General features: G+C 73.0%; 24 protein-coding genes and 1 pseudogene. 13 read left to right on the top strand and 12 right to left on the bottom strand.

Going from position 1 to position 25,609, the window contains the following annotated elements:
• Positions 1 to 7: 7 nt before the first annotated feature.
• From ABEA34_RS01925 to ABEA34_RS01915, 3 genes are read right to left on the bottom strand one after another with little or no spacing between them, the layout of a single operon-like run.
• A complete protein-coding gene (locus ABEA34_RS01925) occupies positions 8 to 1,171 on the bottom strand; it encodes an alpha-hydroxy-acid oxidizing protein (RefSeq protein ID WP_345518668.1) in 1,164 nt (387 codons plus the stop codon).
• A gap of 45 nt (positions 1,172 to 1,216) precedes the next feature.
• Positions 1,217 to 2,035, bottom strand: coding sequence for a PIG-L deacetylase family protein (locus ABEA34_RS01920; protein ID WP_345518666.1), 819 nt, complete (start codon positions 2,033 to 2,035; stop codon positions 1,217 to 1,219).
• On the bottom strand, positions 2,028 to 3,086 hold the full coding sequence (locus ABEA34_RS01915) for a phosphatase PAP2 family protein (RefSeq protein WP_345518664.1): 1,059 nt from the start codon (positions 3,084 to 3,086) through the stop codon (positions 2,028 to 2,030). The genes ABEA34_RS01920 and ABEA34_RS01915 overlap by 8 nt, the downstream gene beginning before the upstream one ends.
• Positions 3,087 to 3,195: 109 nt before the next feature.
• Between ABEA34_RS01915 and ABEA34_RS01910 the strand changes: the two genes are divergently transcribed.
• Together ABEA34_RS01910 and ABEA34_RS01905 are read left to right on the top strand one after the other, a co-directional pair.
• The gene (locus ABEA34_RS01910; RefSeq protein WP_345518662.1) at positions 3,196 to 4,296 is read left to right on the top strand and encodes a lysylphosphatidylglycerol synthase transmembrane domain-containing protein; all 1,101 of its coding nucleotides are present in this window, start codon (positions 3,196 to 3,198) and stop codon (positions 4,294 to 4,296) included.
• Positions 4,296 to 5,459 (top strand): glycosyltransferase family 4 protein, encoded by a 1,164-nt coding sequence (locus ABEA34_RS01905; protein WP_345518660.1) that lies wholly within the window; start codon positions 4,296 to 4,298, stop codon positions 5,457 to 5,459. The genes ABEA34_RS01910 and ABEA34_RS01905 overlap by 1 nt, the downstream gene beginning before the upstream one ends.
• Positions 5,460 to 5,518: 59 nt before the next feature.
• Here the strand turns inward: ABEA34_RS01905 and ABEA34_RS01900 are convergent, their stop codons facing one another.
• From ABEA34_RS01900 to ABEA34_RS01890, 3 genes are all read right to left on the bottom strand, one after another.
• Positions 5,519 to 6,784: a COG4705 family protein gene (locus tag ABEA34_RS01900; RefSeq protein ID WP_345518658.1), complete on the bottom strand. Its 1,266-nt coding sequence runs from the start codon at positions 6,782 to 6,784 to the stop codon at positions 5,519 to 5,521.
• Positions 6,785 to 6,788: 4 nt separating this feature from the next.
• Positions 6,789 to 7,550 (bottom strand): polyprenol monophosphomannose synthase, encoded by a 762-nt coding sequence (locus ABEA34_RS01895; RefSeq protein WP_345518656.1) that lies wholly within the window; start codon positions 7,548 to 7,550, stop codon positions 6,789 to 6,791.
• 70 nt (positions 7,551 to 7,620) lie between these two features.
• The gene (locus ABEA34_RS01890; protein ID WP_345518654.1) at positions 7,621 to 9,054 is read right to left on the bottom strand and encodes a hypothetical protein; all 1,434 of its coding nucleotides are present in this window, start codon (positions 9,052 to 9,054) and stop codon (positions 7,621 to 7,623) included.
• A 138-nt stretch (positions 9,055 to 9,192) separates the two neighbouring features.
• Here ABEA34_RS01890 and ABEA34_RS01885 point away from each other — a divergent pair, with 138 nt between their 5' ends.
• Both ABEA34_RS01885 and ABEA34_RS01880 read left to right on the top strand, forming a co-directional pair.
• A complete protein-coding gene (locus ABEA34_RS01885; protein WP_345518652.1) occupies positions 9,193 to 9,858 on the top strand; it encodes a response regulator transcription factor in 666 nt (221 codons plus the stop codon).
• Complete coding sequence (locus ABEA34_RS01880) at positions 9,855 to 11,219, top strand: sensor histidine kinase (RefSeq protein WP_345518650.1); 1,365 nt, start codon at positions 9,855 to 9,857, stop codon at positions 11,217 to 11,219. The genes ABEA34_RS01885 and ABEA34_RS01880 overlap by 4 nt, the downstream gene beginning before the upstream one ends.
• Positions 11,220 to 11,226: 7 nt before the next feature.
• On the opposite strand, the pseudogene ABEA34_RS24115 reads toward ABEA34_RS01880, so the two are convergent.
• Positions 11,227 to 12,349: pseudogene (locus ABEA34_RS24115) on the bottom strand (HAMP domain-containing sensor histidine kinase).
• A 215-nt stretch (positions 12,350 to 12,564) separates the two neighbouring features.
• On the bottom strand, positions 12,565 to 13,263 hold the full coding sequence (locus ABEA34_RS01865; protein ID WP_345518644.1) for a response regulator transcription factor: 699 nt from the start codon (positions 13,261 to 13,263) through the stop codon (positions 12,565 to 12,567).
• 131 nt (positions 13,264 to 13,394) lie between these two features.
• Between ABEA34_RS01865 and ABEA34_RS01860 the strand changes: the two genes are divergently transcribed.
• The 4 genes from ABEA34_RS01860 (at position 13,395) to ABEA34_RS01845 (ending at position 15,957) form a co-directional block, all read left to right on the top strand.
• Entirely contained in the window at positions 13,395 to 13,706 is a 312-nt protein-coding gene (locus ABEA34_RS01860; protein WP_345518642.1) for a PepSY domain-containing protein, read from the top strand.
• Positions 13,707 to 13,824: 118 nt separating this feature from the next.
• Positions 13,825 to 14,136 carry a hypothetical protein gene (locus ABEA34_RS01855; protein ID WP_345518640.1) on the top strand — a complete coding sequence of 104 codons (312 nt, stop codon included), beginning with the start codon at positions 13,825 to 13,827 and terminating at the stop codon, positions 14,134 to 14,136.
• 94 nt (positions 14,137 to 14,230) lie between these two features.
• Positions 14,231 to 15,157, top strand: coding sequence for an ABC transporter ATP-binding protein (locus tag ABEA34_RS01850; protein WP_345518638.1), 927 nt, complete (start codon positions 14,231 to 14,233; stop codon positions 15,155 to 15,157).
• A complete protein-coding gene (locus ABEA34_RS01845; RefSeq protein ID WP_345518636.1) occupies positions 15,154 to 15,957 on the top strand; it encodes an ABC transporter permease in 804 nt (267 codons plus the stop codon). Before ABEA34_RS01850 ends, ABEA34_RS01845 begins: the two co-directional genes overlap by 4 nt.
• Here ABEA34_RS01845 and ABEA34_RS01840 read toward each other — a convergent pair.
• Together ABEA34_RS01840 and ABEA34_RS01835 are read right to left on the bottom strand one after the other, a co-directional pair.
• The gene (locus tag ABEA34_RS01840; protein ID WP_345518634.1) at positions 15,858 to 16,373 is read right to left on the bottom strand and encodes a GtrA family protein; all 516 of its coding nucleotides are present in this window, start codon (positions 16,371 to 16,373) and stop codon (positions 15,858 to 15,860) included. The two genes, ABEA34_RS01845 and ABEA34_RS01840, sit on opposite strands and share 100 nt — an antisense overlap.
• Complete coding sequence (locus ABEA34_RS01835) at positions 16,370 to 18,115, bottom strand: MFS transporter (RefSeq protein WP_345518632.1); 1,746 nt, start codon at positions 18,113 to 18,115, stop codon at positions 16,370 to 16,372. The genes ABEA34_RS01840 and ABEA34_RS01835 overlap by 4 nt, the downstream gene beginning before the upstream one ends.
• Positions 18,116 to 18,224: 109 nt before the next feature.
• Between ABEA34_RS01835 and ABEA34_RS01830 the strand changes: the two genes are divergently transcribed.
• A complete protein-coding gene (locus ABEA34_RS01830) occupies positions 18,225 to 19,154 on the top strand; it encodes an alkaline phosphatase family protein (protein ID WP_345518630.1) in 930 nt (309 codons plus the stop codon).
• 2 nt (positions 19,155 to 19,156) lie between these two features.
• On the opposite strand, the gene ABEA34_RS01825 is transcribed toward ABEA34_RS01830, so the two are convergent.
• Together ABEA34_RS01825 and ABEA34_RS01820 are read right to left on the bottom strand one after the other, a co-directional pair.
• Complete coding sequence (locus ABEA34_RS01825) at positions 19,157 to 19,576, bottom strand: ABC transporter permease (RefSeq protein ID WP_345518628.1); 420 nt, start codon at positions 19,574 to 19,576, stop codon at positions 19,157 to 19,159.
• 25 nt (positions 19,577 to 19,601) lie between these two features.
• Complete coding sequence (locus ABEA34_RS01820; RefSeq protein ID WP_345518626.1) at positions 19,602 to 20,252, bottom strand: VTT domain-containing protein; 651 nt, start codon at positions 20,250 to 20,252, stop codon at positions 19,602 to 19,604.
• A 101-nt stretch (positions 20,253 to 20,353) separates the two neighbouring features.
• Between ABEA34_RS01820 and ABEA34_RS01815 the strand changes: the two genes are divergently transcribed.
• From ABEA34_RS01815 to ABEA34_RS01800, 4 genes are all read left to right on the top strand, one after another.
• A complete protein-coding gene (locus ABEA34_RS01815) occupies positions 20,354 to 21,181 on the top strand; it encodes an undecaprenyl-diphosphate phosphatase (RefSeq protein ID WP_345519119.1) in 828 nt (275 codons plus the stop codon).
• Positions 21,182 to 21,369: 188 nt separating this feature from the next.
• Positions 21,370 to 23,034, top strand: coding sequence for a potassium-transporting ATPase subunit KdpA (gene kdpA, locus ABEA34_RS01810; protein ID WP_345518624.1), 1,665 nt, complete (start codon positions 21,370 to 21,372; stop codon positions 23,032 to 23,034).
• Positions 23,031 to 24,989 (top strand): potassium-transporting ATPase subunit KdpB, encoded by a 1,959-nt coding sequence (gene kdpB / locus ABEA34_RS01805; protein WP_345518622.1) that lies wholly within the window; start codon positions 23,031 to 23,033, stop codon positions 24,987 to 24,989. The genes kdpA and kdpB overlap by 4 nt, the downstream gene beginning before the upstream one ends.
• A 5-nt stretch (positions 24,990 to 24,994) precedes the next feature.
• Positions 24,995 to 25,609 (top strand): potassium-transporting ATPase subunit C, encoded by a 615-nt coding sequence (locus ABEA34_RS01800; protein ID WP_345518620.1) that lies wholly within the window; start codon positions 24,995 to 24,997, stop codon positions 25,607 to 25,609.

The following is a 25,609-nucleotide window of genomic DNA, read 5'->3' as shown; positions in this document are numbered from 1 at the left end:
CGGGTCGTCAGGGCACCCGCACCAGCACGTCGCGGCTGAGCTCGGCGATGCTGGCGTAGCCGTTGAGGCCCATCGTCAGGTCGGCCTCGGCGAGCAGGCAGGAGAGCACGAACTCGACGCCGGCGGTGCCGCCGAGCACCGCGCCGTACCCGTACGGCCGGCCGATGCCCACGGCCGTGGCGCCGAGCGCGAGCGCCTTCACCACGTCGGCACCCGAGCGCACGCCCGAGTCGAAGAGCACGGGCGTGCCCTCGGCGGCGTCGACGACCCCGGGCAGGAAGTCGATGGCCGGGGCGGACGCGACCTGGCGGCCGCCGTGGTTGGAGCAGTAGATCCCGTCGACGCCGGCGTCCTTGGCCCTGGGTACGTCGTCGGGGTGGCAGATGCCCTTGAGCAGCAGGGGCAGCTCGGTCAGGCCGCGCAGCCACGCGAGGTCGTCCCAGGTGAGGGTCGGGTTGCCGAAGGTCAGCGCCCACTGGAACGCGGCTGCTGCCGGGTCCTCCTCGGGCGGCGCCGCGAGGCGGGACCGGAAGACCGGGTCCGAGGTGTAGTTGGCGAGGCACGCGCCGCGCAGCTGCGGGAAGGTCGCGTGCTGGAGGTCGCGGGGGCGGTAGCCGAGCGTCCAGGTGTCGAGCGTGACCACGATGCCGCGGAAGCCCGACGCCTCGGCGCGGTGGACGAAGCTCTCCGCCAGCTCCCGGTCGTTGGGCGTGTAGAGCTGGAAGAAGCCCGGGGTGTCACCGAGGGCCGCGCCGACCTGCTCCATCGGGTCCTGCATCAGCGTCGAGGCGACCATGGGGACACCGGACGCGGCTGAGGCGGCGGCCGTCGCGAGGTCGCCGTGCTCGTCGTCGGTCATCACGCCGAGCACGCCGATCGGCGCCAGGAAGAGCGGCGTCGGGTAGGTGTGCCCGAAGAGCTCGACCGACAGGTCGCGGTCGGCCGCGCCCGACAGCATCCGCGGCTGGATGCCCCAACGCTCGAAGGCGGCGACGTTGCCGCGCTGCGTGTGCTCGTCGCCGGCGCCGCCGGCGACGTAGTCGTAGAGCCGGTGCTCCATCTTGTCCCGGGCGGCCGTCTCGAGACCGGCGAAGGTCAGGGGGTACGCCGGGGTCTCGCCCGCCAGGCCGGCGAAGTAGAGGCCGGTCTGGAAGTCCGCGTAGTTGGCCATGCGGGCTATCCAACCACCGCACGGCGCTCTGCCGGCGGCGCTGGTCTACCGGATCGAGGCGAACACGTCGTCGACCGGGACGGCGCCCGCGGGGACCCCCCGCTCACGGAACCACTCGTGCCGCAGCACGCGGCGGCGCACGGGGAGGGGGAGCCGGAGGAGCAGTGCGAGCGTCCGGACGCCACCGCCGTCGGCGTCGGTCGCCTGGCTGACGTGGGCGCGCATCGACGCCTCCTTCGCGCGCAGATGGCGGCCGACCGCCACGCGGTGGGTGATCTCGGCGTGCGCGGTGAACGCGGCGTCCATGTCCGGGAGCTCGGGCATCGGGACGAGACGGCCCAGGCGCCGCAGGCCGCGCACCGCGCGGGCGATGAGCTCACGGTCGACCGTCGCCTCGAGGACCACCGGGGTGCCGGCGAGCTCGGCGGCGCGGACCCCCACCCGGTGCACCTGCACGTGGTCCGGGTGGCCGTAGCCGCCGTGCTGGTCGTAGATCGTCAGGACGTCGGCCGCTTCCTCGGTGAGCAGGGCGGCGAGGTCGCCGGCGAGGGGCTCGACGCCCAACCGGCTGAAGGGGGTCGGGCCGGCGTCGGACGGCGGCCAGCCGGAGTCGGGGTAGCCGAGGACCTCGACCCGCGCGGCGCCGATCGCCCGGGCCGAGCTCTCCAGCTCGGCCTGTCGGCGGGCCCCCAGGTCGCCGCGCGCCCAGTCCTCCCGAGAGAGCCCCGCCTCGCCCGAGGTGGCGACCACCACGACCACGCGGTGCCCCTCGGCCGCCGCTCGCGCGAGGGTGCCCGAGGTCAGCAGCGCCTCGTCGTCCGGGTGGGCGTGGAACGACACGATGGTGAAGTGACGCTCAGCCACGGACGGGAGCCCGATCCTCGGGGGCGGCCGGCGCCCGGGCCGGGAGCGGCCGCGCGAAGGACGTCAGCGCCGCCCGGAGCTCGGCCCGGTGAGGGCTGACGGTCAGGCGCCCCAGCAGGACGGCGACCCATCCGATCGCCAGGCCCGCGAGGTCGTCGACGGCGAAGTGCCAGCCGAGGTAGACGGTGGCGAGGAGGGTGCCCACCAGGAAGACCGCGAGCGCGATCGTCGTACGCCGGAGCCGGAAGTAGGCCGCCATCAGGAGGATGACCGTGGTGATGGCGACGTGCAGGCTCGCGAACGCGGAGATCTGGGCGAACGCGTCGTGGGCCCGTGGGGCCGCGAGCAGGTGGTCGCGCTGGGCCAGGTACGTCGCCTGGGTGCGCGTGACGATGCTCGTCGGCAGGCCCGCGAAGTCCTGCGGACGGTCGTGGAAGGGGCCCAGGGACGGGATCGCGTAGTAGGAGACGGTCCCGAGCACCCACGCCCAGCAGAGCGCGGCCGTCATCACAGCCCCGTCCCGCACCCGGTCGACGAAGACGACCGGGGCGACGATCGCCACCGTGACGAGCGTCGGAAAGGACTCGTACACGCCGATCAGGATCCAGGCGGCCACGCCTTGGCCGAGCAGATCGTGCAGCAGCACCGCCGGGTGGTGGCCGAGGAACAGCAGGTCGTCCACCCGGCTCAGCAGGGTGTCGCGAGGTGCGTTGAGGACGTCCCAGCTCTTCAGGTTGTGGTAGCAGAAGTAGATGAGGTGGTAGCAGAGCAGGGCCGCCCACGCCCGACCGAGCCGGGCCCACGTCCACCGGTCCCGGACGGTCGCCGCGACCCCGCGGACACTCCGTCCGGGGCGCGGGGTCCGGGCCACGGCGTCCATCACCACGAGGACCACGAACACCCCGAGGCTCGTGAGGACCTTCCCGACGAGGTACTGACCACCCGGGTCGCGCACCGCGATCCCGACCTCGTGCGAGCGCCATGCCGTGACGACGCCGAACACGACGACCAGCGCGCCGAGCCGGAGCAGCCAGCCGTTCCGCGAGGTCATGGGGTCGACCCTCGCGCAGGCAACCTGCACGCAACCTGACCCGGGGTCCGGGCTCAGGCGGTCACAGGCGGTCAGGTGGCGTGCAGGTCGCGCTGGCGACGCTGCACGAGTGACAACGTTCCTCACGGACGAGCAGGGGTCCTCGGCTGCGACCCGGGCCGTTCCTGGCCCGCCTTCGTCGCCGGCGGTACGCCGGCGCTGGGTCGGGCGGCTGAGGTTCACGGTCAGCGTGGTCGTCGGGATCGCGCTCACCGCGCTCACGCTGCCCACCGTCACCGGGGTCACGTGGACGCAGCTCGCGCCGGCCGCGGCCCACGTCCCGATGGCCTGGCTCGCCGGACTCGTCGTGCTGTGGCTCGTCGGCCTGCTCGCGCACACGGTCACCCTGACCGGGGCGATGCCGGGACTGACCCACCGGCGGGCGCTGACGCTCAGCCTGACCGGGAGCGCCGTTGCCAACGTGCTGCCGCTCGGTGGCGCCGCCGGCATCGCGCTCAACTACCGGATGGCGCGGACGTGGGGACACTCGGGCACCGCGATCGGCAGCTACACGGTCGTCACGAACATCTGGGACGTCCTGGCCAAGTTCCTGCTCCCGGCGCTGGTCATGCCGGTGCTGCTCGTCGCCGCGCCCGGAGTCGCCGGCTCGTTCGCCTACGCGGGGCTCGCGGCGGCGCTGGTCCTGGCCGTGGTGGCCGCGACCGGACTGGCGACCTTGGCGTCGCCGGCAGCGGCGGATCGCGCGGGCGGTCTCGGCGACCGCGTGCTCGGGCGGTGGCTCCGCGGCCGGTCGTGCCGCGCCGCCCTGGTGGCGCTCCAGGCCGGCACGAGCGCCGTCGTACGCACCAGCTGGCGGCGGCTCAGCCTCGGGATGGTCCTCTACACCGCCTGCCTCTTCGCGCTCCTGCTCGGCTGCCTGACCGCGACCGGAGCCGGGGTGGGCGTCGCCGCGGTGCTGGCCGGGTTCGCCGTTGAGCGCCTGCTGACCCTCGCCGGCCTCACTCCGGGCGGCGCCGGGGTCGTCGAGGTCGGTCTCGCCGCCGCCCTGCTCGCCTTCCCCGGCTCATCAGTGGGCGTCGCTCTCGGCGTCCTGCTCTACCGGGCCCTGACGTTCGGCCTCGAGATCCCGGTCGGAGGACTCACGCTCGCCGGCTGGATGGTGGCGCACCACCGATCCGTACGCCGGGCCCCCGCGATCGCCGTGGGCTGATGCGCGTCCTGCACGTGACCGACTGCTACCTCCCGCGCCTCGGCGGGATCGAGGTGCACGTCAGCGACCTCGTCGGCCATCAGCGTGCGGCCGGGATCGATGCCCGGGTGATCACCCTGTCCGGCGCGGAGGGCACGGCCGACCCCGGGTGGGTCCACCGGGCCGGTCGTCGTCCTGGTCGCGACGAGCACGACCCGAACCGCTCCCTCGTCGTCGCCGACGCCGAGCTCCGCTCGATGCTCGCCGAGCTCCGGCCGGACTGCGTCCACGTGCACGTCTCGGTGCTCTCCCCCTTCGCGACGCTCGCCGCCCGCCACGCCAGTCGCGCCGGGCTGCCGACCCTGGTCACCGTCCACTCCCTGTGGAGCCGCCTCGGCCCGCTGCCCGCGGCCGCGCAGTCCCTCCTGCAGCTGCGCCGTTGGCCCCTGCAGTGGTCCGCCGTGAGCGAGGCGGCGGCACGGCCCCTCCGAGAGATGCTCGGGCCGGGCATCGAGGTGGCGGTGCTCCCGAACGCGGTCGACCCGGTCGTGTGGCACCCCGCGGCGTACCCGTCCGGCACGGCGACCACGGCCTCCGGACCCACCCTGCTGAGCGTCATGCGGTTCACCCGGACCAAGCGGGCGCTCCCGCTCGCCCGGATGCTGCTGCGGCTGCGCGAGGTCGTCCCCGACGACGTCGCGTTCCGCGCCGTCGTCGTCGGCGACGGTCCGCAGCGGCCGGCGTTCGAGCGCTTCGTCCGACGCCACCGCATGGACGGGTGGGTCGACCTGCCCGGTCGCCTCGACCGCGCGGGCGTGCGTGACCGGCTGCTGCGCGCCGACTGCTTCGTGGCGCCGGCCGAGCTCGAGTCGTTCGGCATCGCGGCGCTCGAAGCCCGGGCGCTGGGCCTGCCCGTCGTCGGGTCGGCGCAGTCGGGCCTCGGCGAGTTCGTGCGGCACGGCCGCGAGGGACTGCTGGGGGCCGACGACCGCGAGATGATCGCCGCGATGGCCCGCGTCGTCACCGACCCGGGGCTGCGCGCGGCGATCCGCGACCACAACCGGAGCACCCCCATCGCCCACGACTGGGATGCCGCGCTCCGTCGCACCGGCCGTCTCTACGGCCGCGCGGAGGTGCTCGCCTGGTCCCGCCGCACGACCGGCGTCCGGGGCCTGCCTGTCTGACGACGCCGACGGCCCTCGACCAGCCGGAGCTGGTCGAGGGCCGCAGGACCGAGCGGGTGCTACCCGAGCGTGACGAGCAGTGCCTGGATCGCCTTGTCCTCGGTGCCAGTGTCCGGGCTGGAGGCGCGGACGGCCGACAGGACCGGGTCGATCTGCTGGTCCACGAAGGCCCACGCCTGACAGTCCTTCGGCTGCAGCGAGCCCTGGTCGTCGTCCCACGCGGTCTCCAGGTCGGTCACCCGCTTGGCGGCGCCGGCCTGGTCGCCGGAGTCCACCAGCTTCAAGGTGTCCTGCGCGATCGTGCGGTAGTTCTGCACCGAGGCGGCCGGGAACTTCGCGGCGACCTGCTTGGTGGCCTCGGCCTGGCCGATCGGGGACCCGGAGCAGCTGGGGGCAGGGCCCTCGTCGGCGAGGGCGCTCTGGTGCGGCTGGGCGTTCGCCCACGCCAGCAGGGCGACGGTGGCGACGGCCACGACCCCGAGGGCGGCCAGCAGGGGACGCTGCCGATGCGGCCTCACGTAGCGCCCGGTCGGCCGTGCCTCCTCGTGCTGCTCGATCACGTCGGCCCGCGAGATCGACAGGTAGACGACGGTCGCGAGGATGGCGCCCAGGAAGATGATGCTGGTGACCAGCGTCCCGAGGCCCAGCCCCTTCTCGCTCGACGGCGTGGCCAGCCAGTCGCCGATGTTGGCGCCGAGCGGCCGGGTCAGGATGTAGGCGAGCCAGAAGGTCAGGACCTCGTTGGCGCCGAGCCGCCAGATCAGCGTGACGATGGCGATCAGTGCGGCCGGCAGGATGACCGCCTTGCTCGGGCCCCATCCGGTCAGCTCGAGCGTCCAGTCGCCGGTGGCCGTACCGAGCGCGAAGGTGACGAGGACGGCGAGCCAGTAGAACGCCTCGCGGGGGAGGGTGACGATGGAGTGGATCGACAGCGTGCGCTCGCGGAGGTACCAGACGCCGAAGACCGCGGCGAGCAGCACCGAGAAGACGGTGGTGCTGATCCACAGGGGTACGCCGAGCTGGTCGGTGAGGATGTCGGTGTAGAGCGTGCCGGTCACGCTCACGACGACCACGGTCAGCCAGTAGGCGACCGGCACGTACCGCCGCAGGGTCATCTGGATCGCGAGCACCACCGCGAAGATGACGGTGAAGAGGATGGCGGTGTTCACGAGGCCGACGCCGAGGGTCATGTTGATCCAGTCGGCGAAGCTCTCGCCGACGGTCGTGCAGAGGATCTTGATCACCCAGAACCAGATGGTGACCTCGGGGACCTTGTTGAGCATCTGTCGTGCGCCGGTGCCGGCGATGGTTGCGTGCTGGGTCATGGCGTCAACGTCTCGTGCTCTGGCTGCCGACAACCTGAACGCGTGCGCGGACCGGAGCGGCCGGCGGCGAGAGGAAGCGCCAGGCGAAGACCCGCCACAGCGCCTCGACGGCGATCGAGGTCGTCATCTTCGAGCTGCCCTGCTGGCGCTCGACGAACGTGATCGGCACCTCGACCAGGCGCAGCCCCGACCGGGTCGCCCGCCAGGTGGTCTCGATCTGGAACGAGTAGCCGGATGCCTCGGTGCCATCGGGCGCGATCGCCGCGAGGACCCCCGGCCGGTAGGCCCGGAACCCGGCCGTCGCGTCCCGCACCGGCAGCCCGAGGAGGAACTGGACGTACAGGTTGCCGGCGCGCGAGACGAGCCGCCGGCGCCAGGGCCAGTTCACGGTCCGACCACCGGGCACGTAGCGGGACCCGATCGCGACGTCGGCCTCGCGGAGCGCGTCGACCAGGTCCGGCACGGACTCCGGCGGGTGCGAGCCGTCGGCATCCATCTGCACGACGACGGCGTACCCGTGCTGCTCGGCCCAGGCGAAGCCGTCGCGGTACGCGGTGCCGAGGCCGTCCTTGCCCGCACGCCGGAGGAGCAGCAGCCGGTCGCCGTACGCCGGGTGGGCGCGGACGATGTCGGCCGTGCCGTCCGGGCTCGCGTCGTCGACGACGAGCACGTGGAACGAGGCCAGGTCGGCGACGCCGAGGATGCGGTCGACCAGCCCGGTGACGGTGGCGGCCTCTTGGTAGGTCGGGATGACGATCAGGTCCATGCTTCGCACAGTGGTCCGGCGGTCCTGCCAGCAACCTGACCGTCACGAGGCCGTCCGCGGCGCCGTCGGATCAGCGGCGCTCGAAGACGTGCCAGTCGCCGTCGCTCGTCACCTGCCGGTAGTGCCGGTCCAGGACGACCTGCGCAGCCGTGGAGTCCACGCCCCAGGTGGCCAGCGACCCACCCGACACGACGACCCAGCGGGGCGCGTCGGCACCGCCGATCACCCGGGCGAACTCGCGCAGCCGGGGATCGCGGACCCGGACGGGCAGGCTCCACAGCTGCTCGTACGGCGAGCCGAGGCCGGAGTCGTGGACGACGTTCGGGTGCCCGAACGCCACCACGACGGTGTCCCCGGCGATGGAGTGGCTGCGCAGGTACGCCGAGACCGCCTGGTCGGCCCCCGGACTCGGGGGCGACAGCGTGAACCCGACCAGCGCCACGGTCGTGCTCGCCCCGGCGAGCACCAGTCCCCACCTCAACGGTCGCGTCGGACGGCTGGCCGCCGTGAGGAGCACCAACCCCGGGACCAGGGCCAGCAGGTAGTGCAGCCAGTAGCTGCCGCCGAGCGCTGCGCCGACGAGCTCCCACGCGATCAGGGCGAGGGCCGCCCAGCGGAGGTCGGGTCCGGTCTCGGGCCGGCGCAGGCCGCCGAGCGCGACCAGCGCGACCACGGGAGCACCGCTGACGAGCAGCACCACGACCAGGGTGTGGAGACGGTCCGGGGTCGCGGAGTTGGCCGATGTGTGGATCACCTCGGCGGCCTGGGCGCGGAACGTCACCATCGCGTCCCACAGGGCCGCCGGGCCGGTCCCGCGGGTCGCGGAGACGAGCAGGGCGAAGCCGACCGCGACCAGGGTGCCGGCGGCGAACGCACCGGTCCGCCGGACGGCGTCGCGCCACCGGCCCCGGACGGCGAGGGTGGCGAGCAGGATGGCGGCGACGACGAAGACGTCGAGCAGGTTCTGCTTCACCAGCACGGCGCACGCGGCGAGGGCACCTGCGGCGGCGCTGCCGGCGTACGCCGACTGCGGTGACGTCGTCCGCAACGACCGCACCAGCAGGGCGAGACCCCCGAGGACGAAGGGCACGGCCAGCAGCTCGCCGTCGACCTGCATGGCGTCGAAGAGCGGCGTCGAGAGGAAGACCGCGGCCGTCGCGGCCGCCGGCCAGCCGCCCAGCCGGCCGGCCAGCAGGACGGAGCCGGCCACGGCGACCAGTGCCAGCAGCCGGAGGGGGATCGTGCCGCCCAGCTCGTCGGCGAGTCCGAAGAGCCCGATCAGCACCGGCGGGCGGTCGACGAAGTACGCGCCGTACGTCGAGGCTCCGGGATCCCACTGCGACGCGACGAGGAGGTACCCACCCTCGTCCGGGGACAGCGGCAGGGCCAGGAACGGCAGGCGGACGACGGCGACCGCGACGGCGAGGTACGCGACCACGAGCTGCCCGCTCGTCCACCGTGACCGCCGGACGGGGCGCGGGGCGACGCGGTCGAGGACGGGCATGGTGCCCACGGTCCGTCGATCGACCTGCCACCGACCTGACCAGCCTCCCGGGCGGCGGGGGTCAGGTACTTTGCAGGTTCGGCAGCCCACGATGGGCTCGCGCCCCCGGCGGTCGGGAGCGCGGAAGGAAGCGCACCCATGGCGAAGATCGGCCTCTGCGAGGACGACCCGGCGATCCGGCGGATCGTCCTGGCCGCCCTCGACCACGCGGGCCACACCGCGGTCGCGGCGTACGACGGTCGCGAGGCGATCCGGCTGTTCGCCGCCGACGACGCGATCGACGTGATCGTGCTCGACATCGGGCTGCCGGACGCCGACGGTCGCGACGTCTGCCAGGCGCTGCGGTCCGCCGGCCAGCCGGCGCCGGTCATCTTCCTGACCGCCCTCGGCGCGGTGCACGACCGGCTGGCCGGCTTCAGTGCGGGCGCGGACGACTACCTGCCGAAGCCGTTCGACGTGAAGGAGCTGATCGCGCGGGTCGAGGCCCTGGCGAAGCGGGGACGGATCGTCGTCGCCGACGCGCCCGGGGACCTGGTGCTGGACCCCGCACGGCACGCGCTGGTGTGCGACGACCGCGAGGTGCTGCTCACCCCGACGGAGTTCCGGATGCTGGCCGCGATCACCTCGCGACCCGGTGAGGTCGTCCGCCGCCGGGCCGTCGTCGCCGCTGCCTGGCCCGACGGCGCGATGGTCAGCGAGAACACCGTCGACTCCTACGTCCGCAGGATCCGCACCAAGCTCACCGTGGTCGGTTCGCCGCTCAAGCTGCAGACCGTGCGCGGCGTAGGGTTCACGCTGAAGTGAGCGAGCAGCCGTGGAGCCGGATCCGCCCGAGCGTCCTGCGGGGCGGGCTGCGGCGGTTCGCTCCTCGGTCCTTCCGGGGCCAGATCGTGCTGTCGACGGTCCTGCTGATGACGGCGGTGATGATCTGTGTCGGCGTCGGGGTCCAGATCCTGCTCGCCTACACCGCCAAGCGTGACATCGACCGGGTCCTCCAGGACCGGGCCGCCGCGGTGGTCGCGATCGTGGACGCCAACTCCGACAGCGGCAGCGCGACCGTCAGCGTGCCGGAGGAGCTGCTCGACCCGGGGGTGCGGGTCTACGACGACAAGGGCCGGCTCGTGGCGGGCTCGATCGAGCACCGGGCCCGGGACGCGGCCGACGACCTGGGCACCACGACCTCGGCCCGCAACGTCGACGCCGACGAGGAGCTGCGGCTGCGGGCCGTGCCGTTCACCAACCAGGCGGGGCAGTCCGGCGTCGTCGTCGTGAGCCAGGCGACGACGCCGTACGAGCGCTCCGAGATGTACGCGCTCGTCGCCACCATCGGCATCGGCGTCCTGGTGATCGCGGTGTCGGCGGCGATCGCGAGTCGGGTCACGACCCAGGCGCTCACCCCGGTCGCGCGGATGGCGGAGCGGGCGACCGACTGGAGCGAGCACGACCTCAGCCACCGGTTCGACCTCGACGGTCCCGACAACGAGCTCGCCCAGCTCGGGGCGACCCTCGACGGCCTGCTCGACCGGGTGTCGATGGCGATCCGCTCCGAGCAGCGCCTCACCTCCGAGCTCGCCCACGAGCTGCGCACCCCCCTCACCGCGATCCAGGGGAGCGCCGACCTCGCCCTGCTCCGCGGCGTCGACGACGCCGAGACCCGGGTCGAGCTCGAGCAGATCGCCACGTCCGCCCGCGCCATGTCGGACGTCATCACGACCCTGGTCGACGTCGCCCGCGACAACGCCTCGGGCACCGGCTCGACGTCGCACGTCGTCGACGTCGTCGGCGCCGTCCGGGCCATGGTGCCGCCCGGGCTCGTGTTCGTCGACGCCACCGATGACTCGACCGGACGGATGGCCGGTCCGCGGGAGCTGGTCGTGCGCGCCCTCGCTCCGATCGTCGACAACGCCGTCGCGCACGCTCGCACGACCGTCACGCTGGCCGCCGTCGACACCACCCGTGCGGTGGAGATCTCGGTCTCCGACGACGGGCCCGGGGTGGACCCGGGGGTGCGGGAGACGCTCTTCGACGTCGGTGCGTCCTCGCGCGGTGGGACCGGACTCGGCCTCGGCATCGCGCAGCGGGTCGCGCGGTCGATGGGTGGCTCGGTGCAGGTTGCCGCAGCGGACACCGGCGCGAGGTTCGTGCTCACCGTGCCGCGGGCCTGACCCGCGGTCAGGCGGGGACGGTCGGGAGCCGGAGCACGAAGCAGGCTCCTCCGGGCAGGTCGGCCAGGTCGAGGCGTCCGTCGTTGCGTTCGGCCAGGCCGCGCGCGATGGGCAGGCCGAGCCCGCTGCCCCCGCCACGCGGTCGCACCCGCTCCGCCCGGTGGAACCGGTCGAACACCCGCTCGCGCTCGTCCGGGGACGCCCGGACCGTCGTCGACGACGTCGAGGCGGGCCTGGTGGTCGTCGACGTCGACAATCAGGACGACCTCTGTTGCCGCGTGGGTCACCGCGTTCTCCAGCAGGTTGCGGACGATCCGCCGTACGTCGTCGGGGTCCGCCAGCGCCGGCGCCGCGGAGACCTGGTCCGTGCGGATCCGTACGCCGGTGCCGGTCCGGGCGCGGACGGCCTCCTCCAGGACGAGCGCGTCGAGGTCGAGCGGGGCCGGCCGAGCGACCGTGTCCGCATCGATCGTGGCCAGCACGAGGAGGTCACGCACCAGCCGTTCCATGTCGCTCGTCGGTCCGAGGACGTCCGCGCGCAGCCGGTCGGTGTCGATGTCCTCGGGCCGGGCGAGGGCGAGCTCGAGGGCGACGCGCTGCGCGGCGAGCGGGCTCTGCAGATCGTGGGAGACGTCGGCGACGAAGTCGCGCTGGTGCTGCGCGGAAGCGTCGAGCCGCCCCAGCATCGCGTTCATGGTCGCGGCCAGACGGCCGACCTCGTCGGCCACGCCGTCACCGGCCACCCGGGTGTGCAGGTTCTCCGCGGAGATCCGGTCCACCTCGGCTCGGATGCGGTCCAGCCGTCCGAGCGCCCGGCCGAGGAGCAGCCAGATCACGACGCCGAGCGCCAGTGCCACGAGAGGCACGCCCACGGTCAACGCCCGGCGTAGTGCGGTCGAGGCCTCGGCCACCGACTCGAGACTGCTCCCCACGTACGCCGTGACCGGCCCGTGCGGGCTGGACCCGGTGGCGTACCAGACCCGGTACGTCTCGTACTCCTGGTCGTCGGGTGCTCGGAACGTCCGTAGCCGGGGCGTCGTCCCGGCCGGGAGGTCGGCCACCGCTCCGCGACCCGCGAGGTTGGGGGTGGCCGCGAGCACGTCGCCTGAGGGGCCGACCACCTGCGCCATGCCGTTGTCGTCGACGGTGCGGAGCGTGGTCGGCAGCTCGTCGCTGCCGGCCTGGTCGAGCAGGTCCGCCAGCCGCGTGCGCGACAGTTGGTCGGACGACGCCGTGAGTCGCGCCTCGAGCGTCGACAGGAGCAGCATCGAGCCGATCACCAGCACCAGGGTGAAGAGCAGGGTGCCGAGCAGGGTCGCCCGCGCGCGCAGGCCGAGGCGACGGGTCACGGGTCCGCCTTGCCGGCGCCGCCGCCGTCGGCCGCCAGTCGGTAGCCGACCAGACGAACGGTCTGGAGCGACCGGAGCGCGAACGGCTCGTCGATGCGCTGGCGCAGCTGGCGGACGTAGACCTCGACGATGTTGGGGTGGCCGTCGTAGGCGAAGTCCCACACGTGCTCCAGGATCGCCGTCTTCGACACCACCTCTCCGGCATGGCGCATCAGGTACTCCAGCAGGGCGAACTGCCGTGGGGTCAACGCCACCTCGGTCTCGCCGCGCGAGACCCGGTGGGTCGCCGGATCGAGACGGAGGTCGCCCACCTGGAGGATCGTGGGTCGCTCGCGAGTCCCGCGACGCACCAGCGCGCGCAGCCGTGCCGTCAGGACCATGAACGAGAAGGGCTTGGCGAGGAAGTCGTCGGCACCGGCGTCGAGTGCCCGACTCTCCTGCTCCGGGCCCGACCGGGCGGTGAGCATCAGGATCGGGGTCCAGTCACCCGCCTCGCGACGCCTGGCGCAGAGCACGTCCCCGGCAAGCCCGGGGAGCATCACGTCGACCACCATCGCGTCGTACGTCTGCTCCTGCGCGAACCACTCGCCCTCGGTCCCGTCGAGCGCGACGTCGAAGGCGTACCCCTCGGCCTCGAGCCCACGACGCAGGCCGGCCGCCAGCTGCTTGTCGTCCTCGACCACCAGGATCCGCACGCCGACCACCCTGGCACCTCGTCGCTGAAGGCGCGCTGAAGGCCGGCTGAACGCGCACGACCCGACGACCTTCAGGCTGGCTTCAGCGAGAGCGGCGCACGGTGGTGGGACACCAACGAGAGGAGAGAACGATGCGCAAGCGTGTAGTGATCGCCGCGGCAGGGATCGCGGTCGTCGGGGCCGTCAGCGCCGGCGGTGTCGCCGTTGCGACGAGCGGCGACGACGGCCCGGCCAGCCACCGGTACACCCAGGAGCAGGCCGACGCGGCCACCAAGGCGGCGCTCGCCGCGACCGGTGGCGGGACCGCCAACAGCGTGGAGTCGGACAACGAGAACGGCGCGACGTACGAGGTCGAGGTGACCAAGCCCGACGGCTCCACGGTGGACGTCCGCCTCGACGACGCCTACCAGGTCGTCGTCATCGAGGGGGACAGCGAGAACTAGCCGGTCAGGCACCTTGCAGGTCCGGAGGGCGACGCTGTCGCCCTCCGGACGAAAGTGGGCGGCTGTGGTGGAACCTCGTGATCCCGGCGACGGTCGGACGGCTCACCGTCCGGGACTGTTGCCGGCGGCCGGTCGAGGCGTCCTGACCGCCCGCCGCCTGGCCGCCGTCGCCCTGGCGAGCGTTCTGATCGCGGTCGGCGTGCTCCGCTCCCACGTGCTGCCGCTCCTCGGCGTCGTGCTGCTGGGCGCCGCCGTCGGACTCCTGATCGCCCTGCGGACGGGGAGCCCTCACGATCTCCTCCGGATGCCGGCCCTGGTGGCCGTCGCCGCGTTGGTGCTGGTCGGCGTCGGTCAGATGGGCGTGCTCGGGATCCTCCTCGGGCTCGGCCTGCTCGCTGCCACGACACCCATCCACGGAGCCCGGACATGAGCCCCGACCGGACTGGGCACGTAGCACGTGTCGCATGTCGGGTCGGCATCCTGACCCCTGCACCAGACCTCAGCCCGGACGAAGGTGGCCCGACGTGATCGAAGCACGTGCCCTGACCAAGAGGTACGACGAGAAGGTCGCGGTCGACGACCTGTCGTTCACGATCAGGCCGGGGGTGGTGACCGGGTTCCTGGGCCCCAACGGCGCCGGCAAGTCGACCACGATGCGGATGATGATGGGACTGGACCGGCCCACGTCGGGGTCGGTGCTGGTCAACGGCAAGCCCTACGCGCAGCACGCGGCTCCCCTCAACGAGGTGGGCGCGCTGCTCGAGGCCCGCGCCGTCCACCCCGGTCGCAGTGCCCGCGACCACCTGCTGGCCCTCGCCCTGACCAGCGGGATCGGTCGGCCGCGGGTGGACCAGGTCCTCGACATGGTCGGGCTGACCGAGGTCGCCCGCAAGCGCGTCGGCGAGTTCTCGCTCGGGATGGGCCAACGACTCGGGGTCGCTGCGGCGCTCCTCGGCGATCCCCGCACCCTCATCCTCGACGAGCCCGTCAACGGCCTGGACCTCGACGGGATCCGGTGGATCCGGGCGCTGCTCAGCCGGCTGGCGGGCGAGGGTCGCACGGTCTTCCTGTCGTCGCACCTGATGAGCGAGATGGCCGTGACCGCGGAGCACGTGATCGTGATCGGCAAGGGCCGCCTGCTGCGCGACCAGCCGATGGCCGACTTCATCCGTGAGGCGTCGGTCGAGTCCGTGCGCGTGCTCAGCCCTGAGTCGGCACGGCTCGCCGAGGAGCTCAGGCGCTCGGGCGCCACGGTCAAGGGTGGCGACCGCGCGGACGAGGCGCTGACGGTCGGAGGGGCCACGAGCCGGGAGGTCGGCACCATCGCCGCCCGGGCCGGCATCACCCTGTGGGAGCTCGCGCCGCAGGCGGGGTCGTTGGAGGACGCCTACCTGGCCCTCACCCGTGACTCCCTCGACTACCAGGACGCCGACCAGGAGCTCGCCTCATGACCACCTCGACCCACACGAGGACCGGCCGCGTCGACGGCCCCGTCACCCAGTGGGGGGTCATCCGTTCGGAGTGGCTGAAGTTCCGCAGCCTGCGCTCCACCGTCCTCGTGCTCGCCGCAGCGGTCGTCGCGATGGTGGTGTTCGGAGCCGTGATCGCCTACAACACCCGCAACCCGGCCGGGCTCGACCCCGAGGACGTCGTGGCCTCCGGACCGCTGCAGGGCTACTACCTCGGCCAGCTCCTGATGGCGGCGCTCGGAGTGCTCGTCGTGAGCAGCGAGTACAGCTCCGGCATGATCCGGGCGACCTTCGCCGCCGTACCCCGGCGGCTGCCGGTGCTGATCGGCAAGACCGTCGTCTTCACGGTCGTCGTGGGCATCGCGATGGTCACCGCCTCGGTCGTGGCCTTCCTCGTCGCCCAGGCGGTCCTGTCGGGCTACCGCCCGACGTACCACCTCACCGAGGGGAGCACGCTGCGGGTCGTGGTCGGCACCGGGATCTACCTCACGCTCGTCGGCCTCATCGGCAGCGTGCTGGCCTGGATCGTCCGCAGCACCCCCGGCGCGCTGGTGGCCACGCTCGCCGTCATCCTCGTGGTGCCGATCCTGCTGGAGCTGGTCTTCCCCAGCTGGGGCACCTACATCGCCGCCTACCTGCCGACCGGTGCCGGCCAGAGCTTCTCCACCAACCTGCCGGTGCCTCACGCCCTCTCGCCCTGGACCGGGCTCGCCGTGATGGCGGGGTGGGTGGTTGCAGGTCTCGTCGCAGCCGGCGTGGTGCTCCGTCGCCGGGACGTCTGACCGGCCCCGGCGAACACGAACCGCTGGTAGGACCAGTACCGGAAGGCGGTCCCGAGCGCGAGCCCGACGACGTTGGCGGACAGGTTGTCGGCCAGCCGGCTGGTCAGCCCGAGGACGTCGTGGGTGAGCGCGAGCGTCGCGACCGAGATACCCAGCCCGATCAGGTTGAACAGCACGAACAGTGCGACCTGGCGACGGCTGTCGGACGTCGGTCGGTCGCGCCAGGTCAGCATCCGGTTGCCGAGGTACGTGACGACCATGGCCACGCAGACGGCCAGCACCTTCGCGACGCTGGGGTCGGTCCCGGCCAGGACGGGCTGCGACCTGAGCCAGTTGAAGGCGAGGACGTCGACGAGGTACCCGCTGCCGCCGACGACGAGGAAGGTGAGCGCCTCGCGATGCTGCGAGAACCTCATGCGGCGCACCTGGACCCGCGGGGGAGCCGGTAGGGCGCCGCGATCCGGTAGGTTCCGGCGGCCGGGGCCCGGAGCACCACCCAGTCGTCGGTGCGCGCCCGGCCCGTGGACGTCGGGCGTTCGCTGTCGAGGTCGGTGAGGCAGCCGATGCCGCTGGCGCGCCCGTCGGCGTCGACGAGGCTGAGCCAGGGCGAGGTCGCGACCTTGACGACGTAGCGGCCGGCCGCCGGGGTCGTCACCGTGAGCTGGTCGGCGTCGAACGACGTCACGGTCGCGACCGGCCGCACCAGCGACGCGGGACGGCGTACGGCGTAGAGCGTCCAGGTCGGGTCCGACCAGATCACGTGGAGGTAGGGCAGGCCGCCCCCGACGAGCCTGGCCTCGGCGCCCGCTCCGAAGTCGGGTGCGGCGGTGGTCGCCAGGACGACGTACTGGACCGCCCAGCGCCGCAACCAGTGGTGGTACGTCGTGGCGTCGACCCGACCGCTCCCGTAGAAGAGCGGGTTGCGCTGCACGTCGGCCTGCCGGTTCCAGCCGCGGACCAGGGGCACGTACGACGCCAGGGCCGCTGCCTCGCGGTGGCTCCGGGTCGGGACCACCTCGACCCGGCCCACGACCGGGCCGGCCGCCCGGAGCCGGGCCACCAGCGGCGCGAGGTCGGTGTCGAGCGCCGTCGGCGGTCTGCTGCGCAGGGCGTCGTGGCCGGCGATGCTCACCTGCCAGCCGAGCGACGTGACGATCGCGGTCGCGAGCAGGGCGGCGGCGGCCGGCGCGCCGAGCCGCCGGGCCACGGCCGACCCGCGCCAGCGGCCGCTGAGGGCGACCGCCACCAGCGCTACGCCGCCGAAGAGCAGGCCGAGACGGGTCACGTTGCTCCCGATCGGGGTCGGGACCAGCCAGACGAGGACGACCATCACGAGATAGACCCCGGCACCGGTCCGCACCTCACGCCACCCTCGAGGAGCCAGCAGCGCGACCGCGACGGCCAGTGCCGCCGGCAGGACGGCCGACGTCCAGCTCATCGGCTGCCGACCCGAGAACGGGAAGAGCAGCGTCGACGCGGCGACGACCGCAACTGCTGGCACTCCCAGCGCGTACGCCGCGGCCCAGCGACGGCGCAGCCACAGGGCCGCGGCGACGACGCCCAGGAAGAGCCCCGCCACCGGGCTGCAGGCGGTCGCCGTCGCGGCGAGCGTCGCCGCCAGCACGCCGCGGGCGAGCCTGGACCGTCCGGCACGAGGTGACGGCCAGGCCGTGACGACGCAGACGGCGGCGAGGGCGACCGTCGTGCCCAGCGCGAAGGTGACGCGTCCCGACACGGCGTTGCCGAGCAGGGCGAGCGCACCCACGCCGGCGACGACCAGGCGGGACCCGCCGCGCGCCATCCGGTGCGTCACGAGCCAGGCGAGCAGGGCGGCCGCGACGACACTGGTCAGCACCATCGTGGTCCGCACCCCGATCCCCGCCATCACGAAGGGTGAGATGGCGCTGTAGGAGACCGGGTGCATCCCGCCGTACCACGCGAGGTCGTAGGCGCTGCCGGGATGCAGGCGCGCGAACTCCGCCCAGGCGTCCTGGGCGGCGATGTCGCCACCCGAGGTCGCCATGAAGCGCAGCCACACCGTCTGCAGGGCCGCCGACAGGACGACCGCCACCGCGACGGGGGCGTACGCCGAGTCCCGCCACCGGGGTGCGACCCGGACCGCGGGATCGAGGTCGTGCACACGCAGGGCGGTGGACATGACTCAGACGCTAGGCAGCGCAGCCTGAACGCAACCTGACCGCGCCCACGCGCCCGAGCGGCCCGGCGCGGTCAGGTTGCGTTCAGGTTCGGAGGCACAGGCTGCGCGGGTGACGTCGCGATGCAGGTCCGCGGCCGCCGTCGCCCTGGCGGCCGTCCTGGTCGCGGGCTGCGGCCCGGCGGCGCCGGAGCTGACGCCGAGCGCGCCGTCCGGCTCCACGTCCGGTCGCGCCCACCCGGCCCCGAGGGTGACGAAGCTGCTCGTGCTCGTCGTGGAGAACCACTCGCTCGACGAGATGAGCAGCGAGATGCCCTACACGTTCGGGCTGGCGCAGAGGTACGGGTACGCCACCGCGTCCACGGCGCTCACCCACCCCTCGCTGCCCAACTACCTGGCGATCGCGGGCGGCGACAGGTTCGGCGTCACGGACGACGACCCGCCCGCGAGCCACGCCGCGTCCGGCCCGTCCGTCTTCGGCCAGGCCCTCTCCCTGGGTCGGACGGCGACCCTGTACGCGGAGGGGATGCCCGGCACCTGCGCCCTCGAGGACGGCGGGGACCGGTACGCCGTACGCCACAACCCGTGGGCCTACTTCGTCGACGAGCGCTCCCTCTGCCGGCAGCACGACCTCCCGCTCGACACCTTCGCCGCCGACGTCGCCGACGGCAACCTGCCGAACGCCGGCATGGTGATCCCCAACACCTGCCACGACGCGCACGACCCCGACTGCACGCTCGGCGACGCCGACCGCTGGATGCGGGCCCACCTCGCCCCGGTCCTCGCCGGCCCGGACTTCGCCTCCGGTCACCTGGCCGTGGTGGTGACCGCGGACGAGGACGACGGCTCCCAGGGCAACACGGTCCTCACCGCCGTCCTCCATCCCAGCCAGCGCGGCCACGTGGTCGGGACACCCCTGTCGCCGTACAGCCTGACCCGGCTCTACGAGCAGGTCCTGGGCGCGTCGCTCCTCGGGGAGGCCGCGACCGCGCCGGACATGGCGGCGGCGTTCGGGCTCCGGGTCCGGCGCCGGACGGGCTGAGGTCAGGCGCGGACAGCGAGGTACGGCGTACGTCCCGTGATCTGGGTGACGACGATGCACGTGAGCGTCATGGCGAGCGCGATGCCGGCGAGCACCACCAGCTGGAACTGCGCGGCCTCGGCCGGGCTGGCACCACCGAGCACGGCGGCCCGACGGCCGCGCCAGAGCAGGCCCAGCCGGCGGACCGAGGTCCAGGACGCCGTCGTCAGCATCAGGGCGAGGAAGAGCACGACGGTCCACGGGACCTCGAGGATGCCGCGGAGCAGCAGGGCGACCACCGTCAGCTGGACGACGGCACGCAGGACAGCCCACAGCGGGAAGAGGCCGAGCCCGACTCCGGCCCACCGGGCCAGCGCGACCGTCGACGACGTGAGGGCGAGCAACCCGAGCCCGAAGCCCAGGTAGTGCTGGAGGTCGCCCACGAGGGCATTCTCCCTCCGTCCGTGCTCAGGCGGCGCGCTGGACCGGAGCGGGCTCCGTGCCGACCGGCGCGGGCGGCGTACGACGGTGCCGGAGGACGGCGACGGCGGCCGGCACCAACGAGACCGCGACGACGCCGAGGACGATCAGCTCGACGTGGGCGGCCACGAACGGCACCCCACCGAGGAAGTAGCCCGCGGCCAGCACCCCGACCCCCCACCCCAACGCCCCGAGCAGGTTGAACGCGAGAAAGCGGCGGTACGGCATCCGGCCGACGCCCGCGACCACGGGCGCGAAGGTGCGGACCACCGGCACGAACCGGGCGAGCACCACGGCCTTCGAGCCGTGCCGGGCGAAGAACTGCTGCGCGCGCTCGGCGTGCTGCTGCGAGAACAGCCGGGAGCCCGGGCGGTTGAAGACACGTGGCCCCGCCCGGCGGCCGATGAGGTAGCCGAGCTGGTCCCCGGCGCATGCGGCGACGAACACGCCCGCTGCCATGACCCAGAACGGCAGCCCGATCACCCCGGTCGAGGTGAGGACGCCGGCGGTGAAGAGCAGCGAGTCGCCGGGCAGGAAGAACCCGACGAGCAGCCCGGTCTCGGCGAAGACGATCGCCATCACCAGGAGCAGGGCGGCGGGGCCGAGCGAGGTCAGGTACGGCGTCAGGGACGGGATCACGGTGGTCACGCTAGGAGCGGCGACCTGCCAGGGACCTGACCGCGCGACCGGCCCCAGTCAGGTGACGTGCAGGTCGGCTCCACCAGGGTCTGCGGGTGACCATCGACATCTGGCAGGCCGCCCTCCTCGGTGTCGTCGAGGGGGTGACGGAGTTTCTCCCCGTCTCGTCGACCGGGCACCTCAAGATCGTCGAGGGGCTGCTCGGCCTCGACGTCGCCGACGACAGCGTCGTCGGCTTCACGGCGGTCATCCAGGTCGGCGCGATCGCCGCGGTGCTGGTCTTCTTCGCCCGCGACATCGCCCGGCTCGCCACCGCGTGGCTGCGCGGCCTGGGCGACAGGGGGCGCCGTGCCGACCCCGACTACCGGTTCGCGTGGTGGATCGTCTGGGCGACCGTCCCGGTCGTGGTCGCCGGCCTGCTGGCGAAGCCGCTCGTCGACGGCGTGCTCGCCTCCCTGTGGGTGGTCGCCGGGTCGCTGGTGGCGGGCAGCGTCTTCATGTGGTGCGCCGACCGGTTCGGGCGGCACGACCGCCCCGAGTCCGACATCACCCTCGTCGACGCGCTGGCCGTCGGCGCGGCCCAGATCCTCGCGCTGCTCTTCCCGGGCTTCTCCCGCTCGGGCGCGACCATCTCCACCGGCCTCTTCCGCGGCCTCGACCGGGTCGCGGCGACCCGGCTGTCGTTCTTCCTCTCGATCCCCGCGCTCACCGGCGCCGGGATCTACGAGCTCAAGGACGCCGTCGGCGGCGGGGTCGGCGTCGTGCCGCTCGTGACCGGCACGGTCGTGTCGTTCGTGGTCGCCTACGCGACGATCGCCTGGCTGCTGAGGTACGTCGCGCGGCACACCTTCGACCTGTTCGTCGCCTACCGCCTCGGGCTGGCGGTCCTGCTCGTCGTGCTGCTGTCCTCGGGCGTGCTCACGGCCTGAGCGCCGGCCGTCCAGGTTCCGTCAAGAACGCCGGGTCGGGCGTCAAGGAACCGTCAAGACGGTCGGGGTGGGGCACTCGACGGACCTAGGAATGTCCATGTGTCCGATCTCCTCTACCTCCTCCTGACCCTGCTGGCCTTCGGCCTGCTCGCCGCCCTCGTGGGCGTCCTCGACCGACGGTTGTCGAAGTGAGCAGCCTCGCGCCCGCCCTCGGCCAGATCGCGGTGCTCGCCGTCGCGCTCGCCGTGGCGGTGCCCTTCCTCGGCCGCTACCTCGCCCACGTCTACACGTCGCCCAAGCACCTGGCGGTCGAGCGGGCGTCGTACCGCGTGCTCCGGCTCGACCCCGAGGCCGACCAGCACTGGAAGACCTACGCCATGGCGGTGCTGGGCTTCTCGCTGGTCGGCATCCTCGGGCTCTACGCCTTCGGCCGGCTCCAGGACCTGCTGCCGCTCTCGCTCGGGTTCGCCGGGCTGCCGGCCGACGGCGCCTGGAACACCGCGGTCTCCTTCGTGACCAACACCAACTGGCAGTGGTACTCGGGCGAGGCGGCCACCGGTCACCTCTTCCAAATGTCCGGCCTGACCGTCCAGAACTTCGTCTCCGCGGGCGTCGGGATGGCGGTCGCCGCGGCGCTCGCCCGTGGGCTCGCGCGCAACCTCCAGGACGGACGGGTCGGCAACTTCTGGTCCGACCTGGTCCGCACCGTCGTGCGCGTGCTGCTGCCCCTGGCGCTCGTCTCCGCGGTGGTGCTCGTGCTCCTCGGTGTCGTCCAGAACTTCCTCGAGCCCCAGACCGTGCACACGCTGACCGGCGGGACCCAGGACGTCACCGGGGGGCCGGTCGCCAGCCAGGAGGCGATCAAGGAGCTCGGCACCAACGGCGGCGGCTTCTACAACGTCAACTCGGCGCACCCGTTCGAGAACCCCACCCCGTTCACCAACCTCTTCGAGATCTTCCTGTTGCTGGTGCTGCCGTTCTCGATGGCCTGGGCGTTCGGGCGGATCGTCGGCGACAAGCGCCAGGGTGGCGCCGTACTGGCCGTCATGGCGCTGCTGCTCGGCGTCTCGATCGCGCTCCTCACCTGGGCCGAGATGGCCGGGCCGGGCACCGCGCCCCTGCTGGCCGGCGGGGCGATGGAGGGCAAGGAGGTCCGCTTCGGTACGGCGGGCTCCGCGCTCTTCGGCGCCGCTACGACCGGCACGTCGACCGGTGCCGTCAACTCCATGCACGACTCGTTCACCGCCCCCGGCGGCGGCGTCGCGATGTTCAACATGATGCTCGGCGAGGTCGCGCCCGGCGGCGTCGGCTCCGGCCTCTACGGGATGCTGATGCTGGCCGTCGTCACGGTCTTCCTCGCCGGCCTGATGGTCGGCCGCACGCCGGAGTACCTCGGCAAGAAGATCGGCCAGCGCGAGATCGTCCTGGTCGCCCTGTACGTGTTGGCGACACCGGTCCTCGTGCTCGGCGGCATCGCGGTCGCGATCACCGCGTCGCAAGGACTGGCCGGGCTCCAGGAGTCCGGTCCGCACGGCCTGTCCGAGGCGTTGTACGCCGTCACGTCGGCGGCCAACAACAACGGCAGCGCCTTCGGCGGGCTGACGTCGGGGACGCCGTTCTGGAACACGCTGCTCGGGTTGTTGATGCTGCTCGGCCGGTTCGTCCCGATCGTGCTGGTCCTCGCCCTCGCCGGGCGCTTCTCGGCGCAGCGCCGGCTGCCACCGGGCGCCGGCACCCTGCCCACCCACCGGCCACTCTTCGTGGCCCTCCTCTCGGGCGTCGCGCTGGTCGTGGTCGGTCTGACCTACGTGCCCGTGCTCGTCCTCGGTCCCATCGTGGAGTCCCTGTCGTGAACATTGACCTCAAGGGCGCCCTGCCCGGCGCCTTCCGCAAGCTCGACCCGCGCGAGCTGGTCTCGGCCCCCGTGATGCTCGTCGTCGAGATCGGCGCCGCCGCGACCACCGTGATGGCGGTCCTCGACCCGACGACCATGGCCGTCGGCGTGACGATCTGGCTGTGGCTGACGGTGCTCTTCGGCACCCTGGCCGAGTCGGTCGCCGAGGGCCGCGGCAAGGCGCAGGCCGCCAGCCTGCGGGCTCTCCAGCAGGAGACGACCGCGCGCCGCCAGCGCCCCGACGGCGGCTTCGACGTGGTGACGTCGACGTCGCTGCGCACCGGCGACGTGGTGATCGTCGAGGCCGGCGAGCGGATCCCCGGTGACGGCGACGTCATCGAGGGGGTCGCCTCGGTCGACGAGTCGGCGGTGACGGGGGAGTCCGCACCGGTGATCCGCGAGTCCGGTGGCGACCGGTCGGCCGTGACCGGCGGGACCGTGGTCCTCTCCGACCGGATCGTCGTCCGGATCACCTCCGACCCCGGTCAGTCGTTCGTGGACCGGATGATCGCGCTCGTCGAGGGCTCGGAGCGCCAGCGCACGCCCAACGAGATCGCCCTCAACGTGCTGCTCGCCTCGCTCACCGCGATCTTCGTGGTGGTCGTCGCGACGCTCTACTTCGTCGCCGACTACAGCGACGCCCACCAGTCCGTGGTCGTGCTGACCGCGCTGCTGGTCTGCCTGATCCCGACGACGATCGGGGCGCTGCTCTCCGCGATCGGGATCGCCGGCATGGACCGGCTGGTCCGCCGCAACGTGCTGGCGATGTCCGGGCGCGCGGTCGAGGCGGCAGGCGACGTCGACGTGCTCCTCCTCGACAAGACCGGCACGATCACCTACGGCAACCGCCAGGCCACCGAGCTGCTCCCGCTCGACGGCGTACGAGACGAGGAGCTGGCCGAGGCCGCGCTGCTCTCCTCGCTCGCCGACGAGACGCCCGAGGGTCGCTCGATCGTGGCTCTGGTCGGGGAACGGCGAGAGGTCCCGGACGGCGTGCTCGTGCCGTTCAGCGCCAACACCCGGATGAGCGGCATCGACCTCGCCGGACGCCAGATCCGCAAGGGCGCGGCCTCCACCGTCACGGCGTGGGCAGACGGCTCGACCGCCGAGCTCGACGAGCTGGTCCAGCGGGTCAGCTCCACCGGCGGTACGCCGTTGGTGGTGGCTGACACCGGACGCCTGCTGGGCGTCATCCACCTCAAGGACGTCGTCAAGGAGGGCATGCGCGAGCGCTTCGACGAGATGCGCGCGATGGGCATCCGCACCGTGATGATCACCGGCGACAACGCCGTCACGGCGAAGGCGATCGCCGAGGAGGCCGGGGTCGACGACTTCCTGGCCGAGGCCACGCCCGAGGACAAGCTGGCCCTGATCCGCAAGGAGCAGGAGGGCGGCCAGATGGTCGCCATGTGCGGCGACGGCACCAACGACGCACCCGCGCTGGCGCAGGCCGACGTCGGTGTCGCCATGAACACCGGGACGACCGCGGCCAAGGAGGCCGGCAACATGGTCGACCTCGACTCCGACCCGACCAAGCTGATCGACATCGTCGAGATCGGCAAGCAGCTGCTGATCACCCGGGGTGCGCTCACGACGTTCTCGGTCGCCAACGACGTCGCGAAGTACTTCGCGATCCTGCCGGCGATGTTCGTCGTCGCGTTCCCGCAGCTGCACGTCCTCAACGTCATGCAGCTGTCCTCACCGGAGTCGGCGATCCTCTCGGCCGTCGTCTTCAACGCGCTCGTCATCATCGCGCTGATCCCGCTGTCCCTGCGCGGGGTGCGCTACACGCCGTCCTCGGCGGCCGACCTGCTGCGCCGCAACCTGCTGATCTACGGCGTCGGCGGCCTGATCGCGCCGTTCGCCGGCATCAAGCTGCTCGACCTCGTCATCTCGCTGATCCCCGGAGTGTGATCCCCATGAAGGACCTGTACGCCCTCTTCCGCCAGAGCCTCGCCGGCCTGCGGGTGCTGGTCGCGGCGACCCTGCTGCTCGGCGTCGCCTACCCCGTCGTCGTGTACGGCGCGGCCGCGGTGGCCTCACCCTGGAAGTCCCACGGCTCCCTGGTGACGGTGACCGGCGGCCACACCACGGACGCCGACAAGGCGGTGGGCTCCGCCCTCCTCGGCCAGACCGTCGACGACGACGCGCTCTTCCAGGACCGCCCGTCCGCGGCTGGCGACGGCTACGACCCGCTCAACAGCTACGGCTCCAACTACGGCCCCGAGGACCCCGACCTGATCGCGGCCATCAAGGAGCGCCAGGCGGAGATCGCGGAGCGCGAGGGGGTCGACCCGGCCGACGTACCCCCCGACGCGGTCACGGCCTCGGGCTCCGGGCTCGACCCCGACATCTCGGAGGCGTACGCCGCCCTCCAGGTGCCGCGGGTGGCGCGCGCCAACGGCCTCACCGAGGCCGCCGTGCGCCACCTCGTCGCCGAGCACACCTCCGGCCGGACCTGGGGGGTGCTCGGCGAGCCACGGGTCGACGTCCTCGAGCTCAACATCGCCGTGCAGGTGCTGGCAGGATCGTGA

Source organism: Nocardioides conyzicola, assembly GCF_039543825.1.
GTDB classification, from domain to species: domain Bacteria; phylum Actinomycetota; class Actinomycetes; order Propionibacteriales; family Nocardioidaceae; genus Nocardioides; species Nocardioides conyzicola.
Note: the sequence above shows the minus strand (reverse complement) of the source record. Positions and strands in the feature narration are given on the sequence as shown.

Excerpts from the sequence above, each read along its gene's own strand:
- ABEA34_RS01915 (WP_345518664.1), bottom strand. The coding sequence starts at position 3,086 with ATGACCTCGCGGAACGGCTGGCTGCTCCGGCTCGGCGCGCTGGTCGTC.
- ABEA34_RS01860 (WP_345518642.1), top strand. The coding sequence starts at position 13,395 with ATGCGCAAGCGTGTAGTGATCGCCGCGGCAGGGATCGCGGTCGTCGGG.
- ABEA34_RS01905 (WP_345518660.1), top strand. The coding sequence starts at position 4,296 with ATGCGCGTCCTGCACGTGACCGACTGCTACCTCCCGCGCCTCGGCGGG.
- ABEA34_RS01800 (WP_345518620.1), top strand. The coding sequence starts at position 24,995 with ATGAAGGACCTGTACGCCCTCTTCCGCCAGAGCCTCGCCGGCCTGCGG.
- ABEA34_RS01925 (WP_345518668.1), bottom strand. The coding sequence starts at position 1,171 with ATGGCCAACTACGCGGACTTCCAGACCGGCCTCTACTTCGCCGGCCTG.
- ABEA34_RS01895 (WP_345518656.1), bottom strand. The coding sequence starts at position 7,550 with ATGGACCTGATCGTCATCCCGACCTACCAAGAGGCCGCCACCGTCACC.
- ABEA34_RS01835 (WP_345518632.1), bottom strand. The coding sequence starts at position 18,115 with ATGTCCACCGCCCTGCGTGTGCACGACCTCGATCCCGCGGTCCGGGTC.
- ABEA34_RS01900 (WP_345518658.1), bottom strand. The coding sequence starts at position 6,784 with ATGACCCAGCACGCAACCATCGCCGGCACCGGCGCACGACAGATGCTC.
- ABEA34_RS01840 (WP_345518634.1), bottom strand. The coding sequence starts at position 16,373 with ATGAGGTTCTCGCAGCATCGCGAGGCGCTCACCTTCCTCGTCGTCGGC.
- ABEA34_RS01845 (WP_345518636.1), top strand. The coding sequence starts at position 15,154 with ATGACCACCTCGACCCACACGAGGACCGGCCGCGTCGACGGCCCCGTC.
- ABEA34_RS01885 (WP_345518652.1), top strand. The coding sequence starts at position 9,193 with ATGGCGAAGATCGGCCTCTGCGAGGACGACCCGGCGATCCGGCGGATC.
- ABEA34_RS01890 (WP_345518654.1), bottom strand. The coding sequence starts at position 9,054 with ATGCCCGTCCTCGACCGCGTCGCCCCGCGCCCCGTCCGGCGGTCACGG.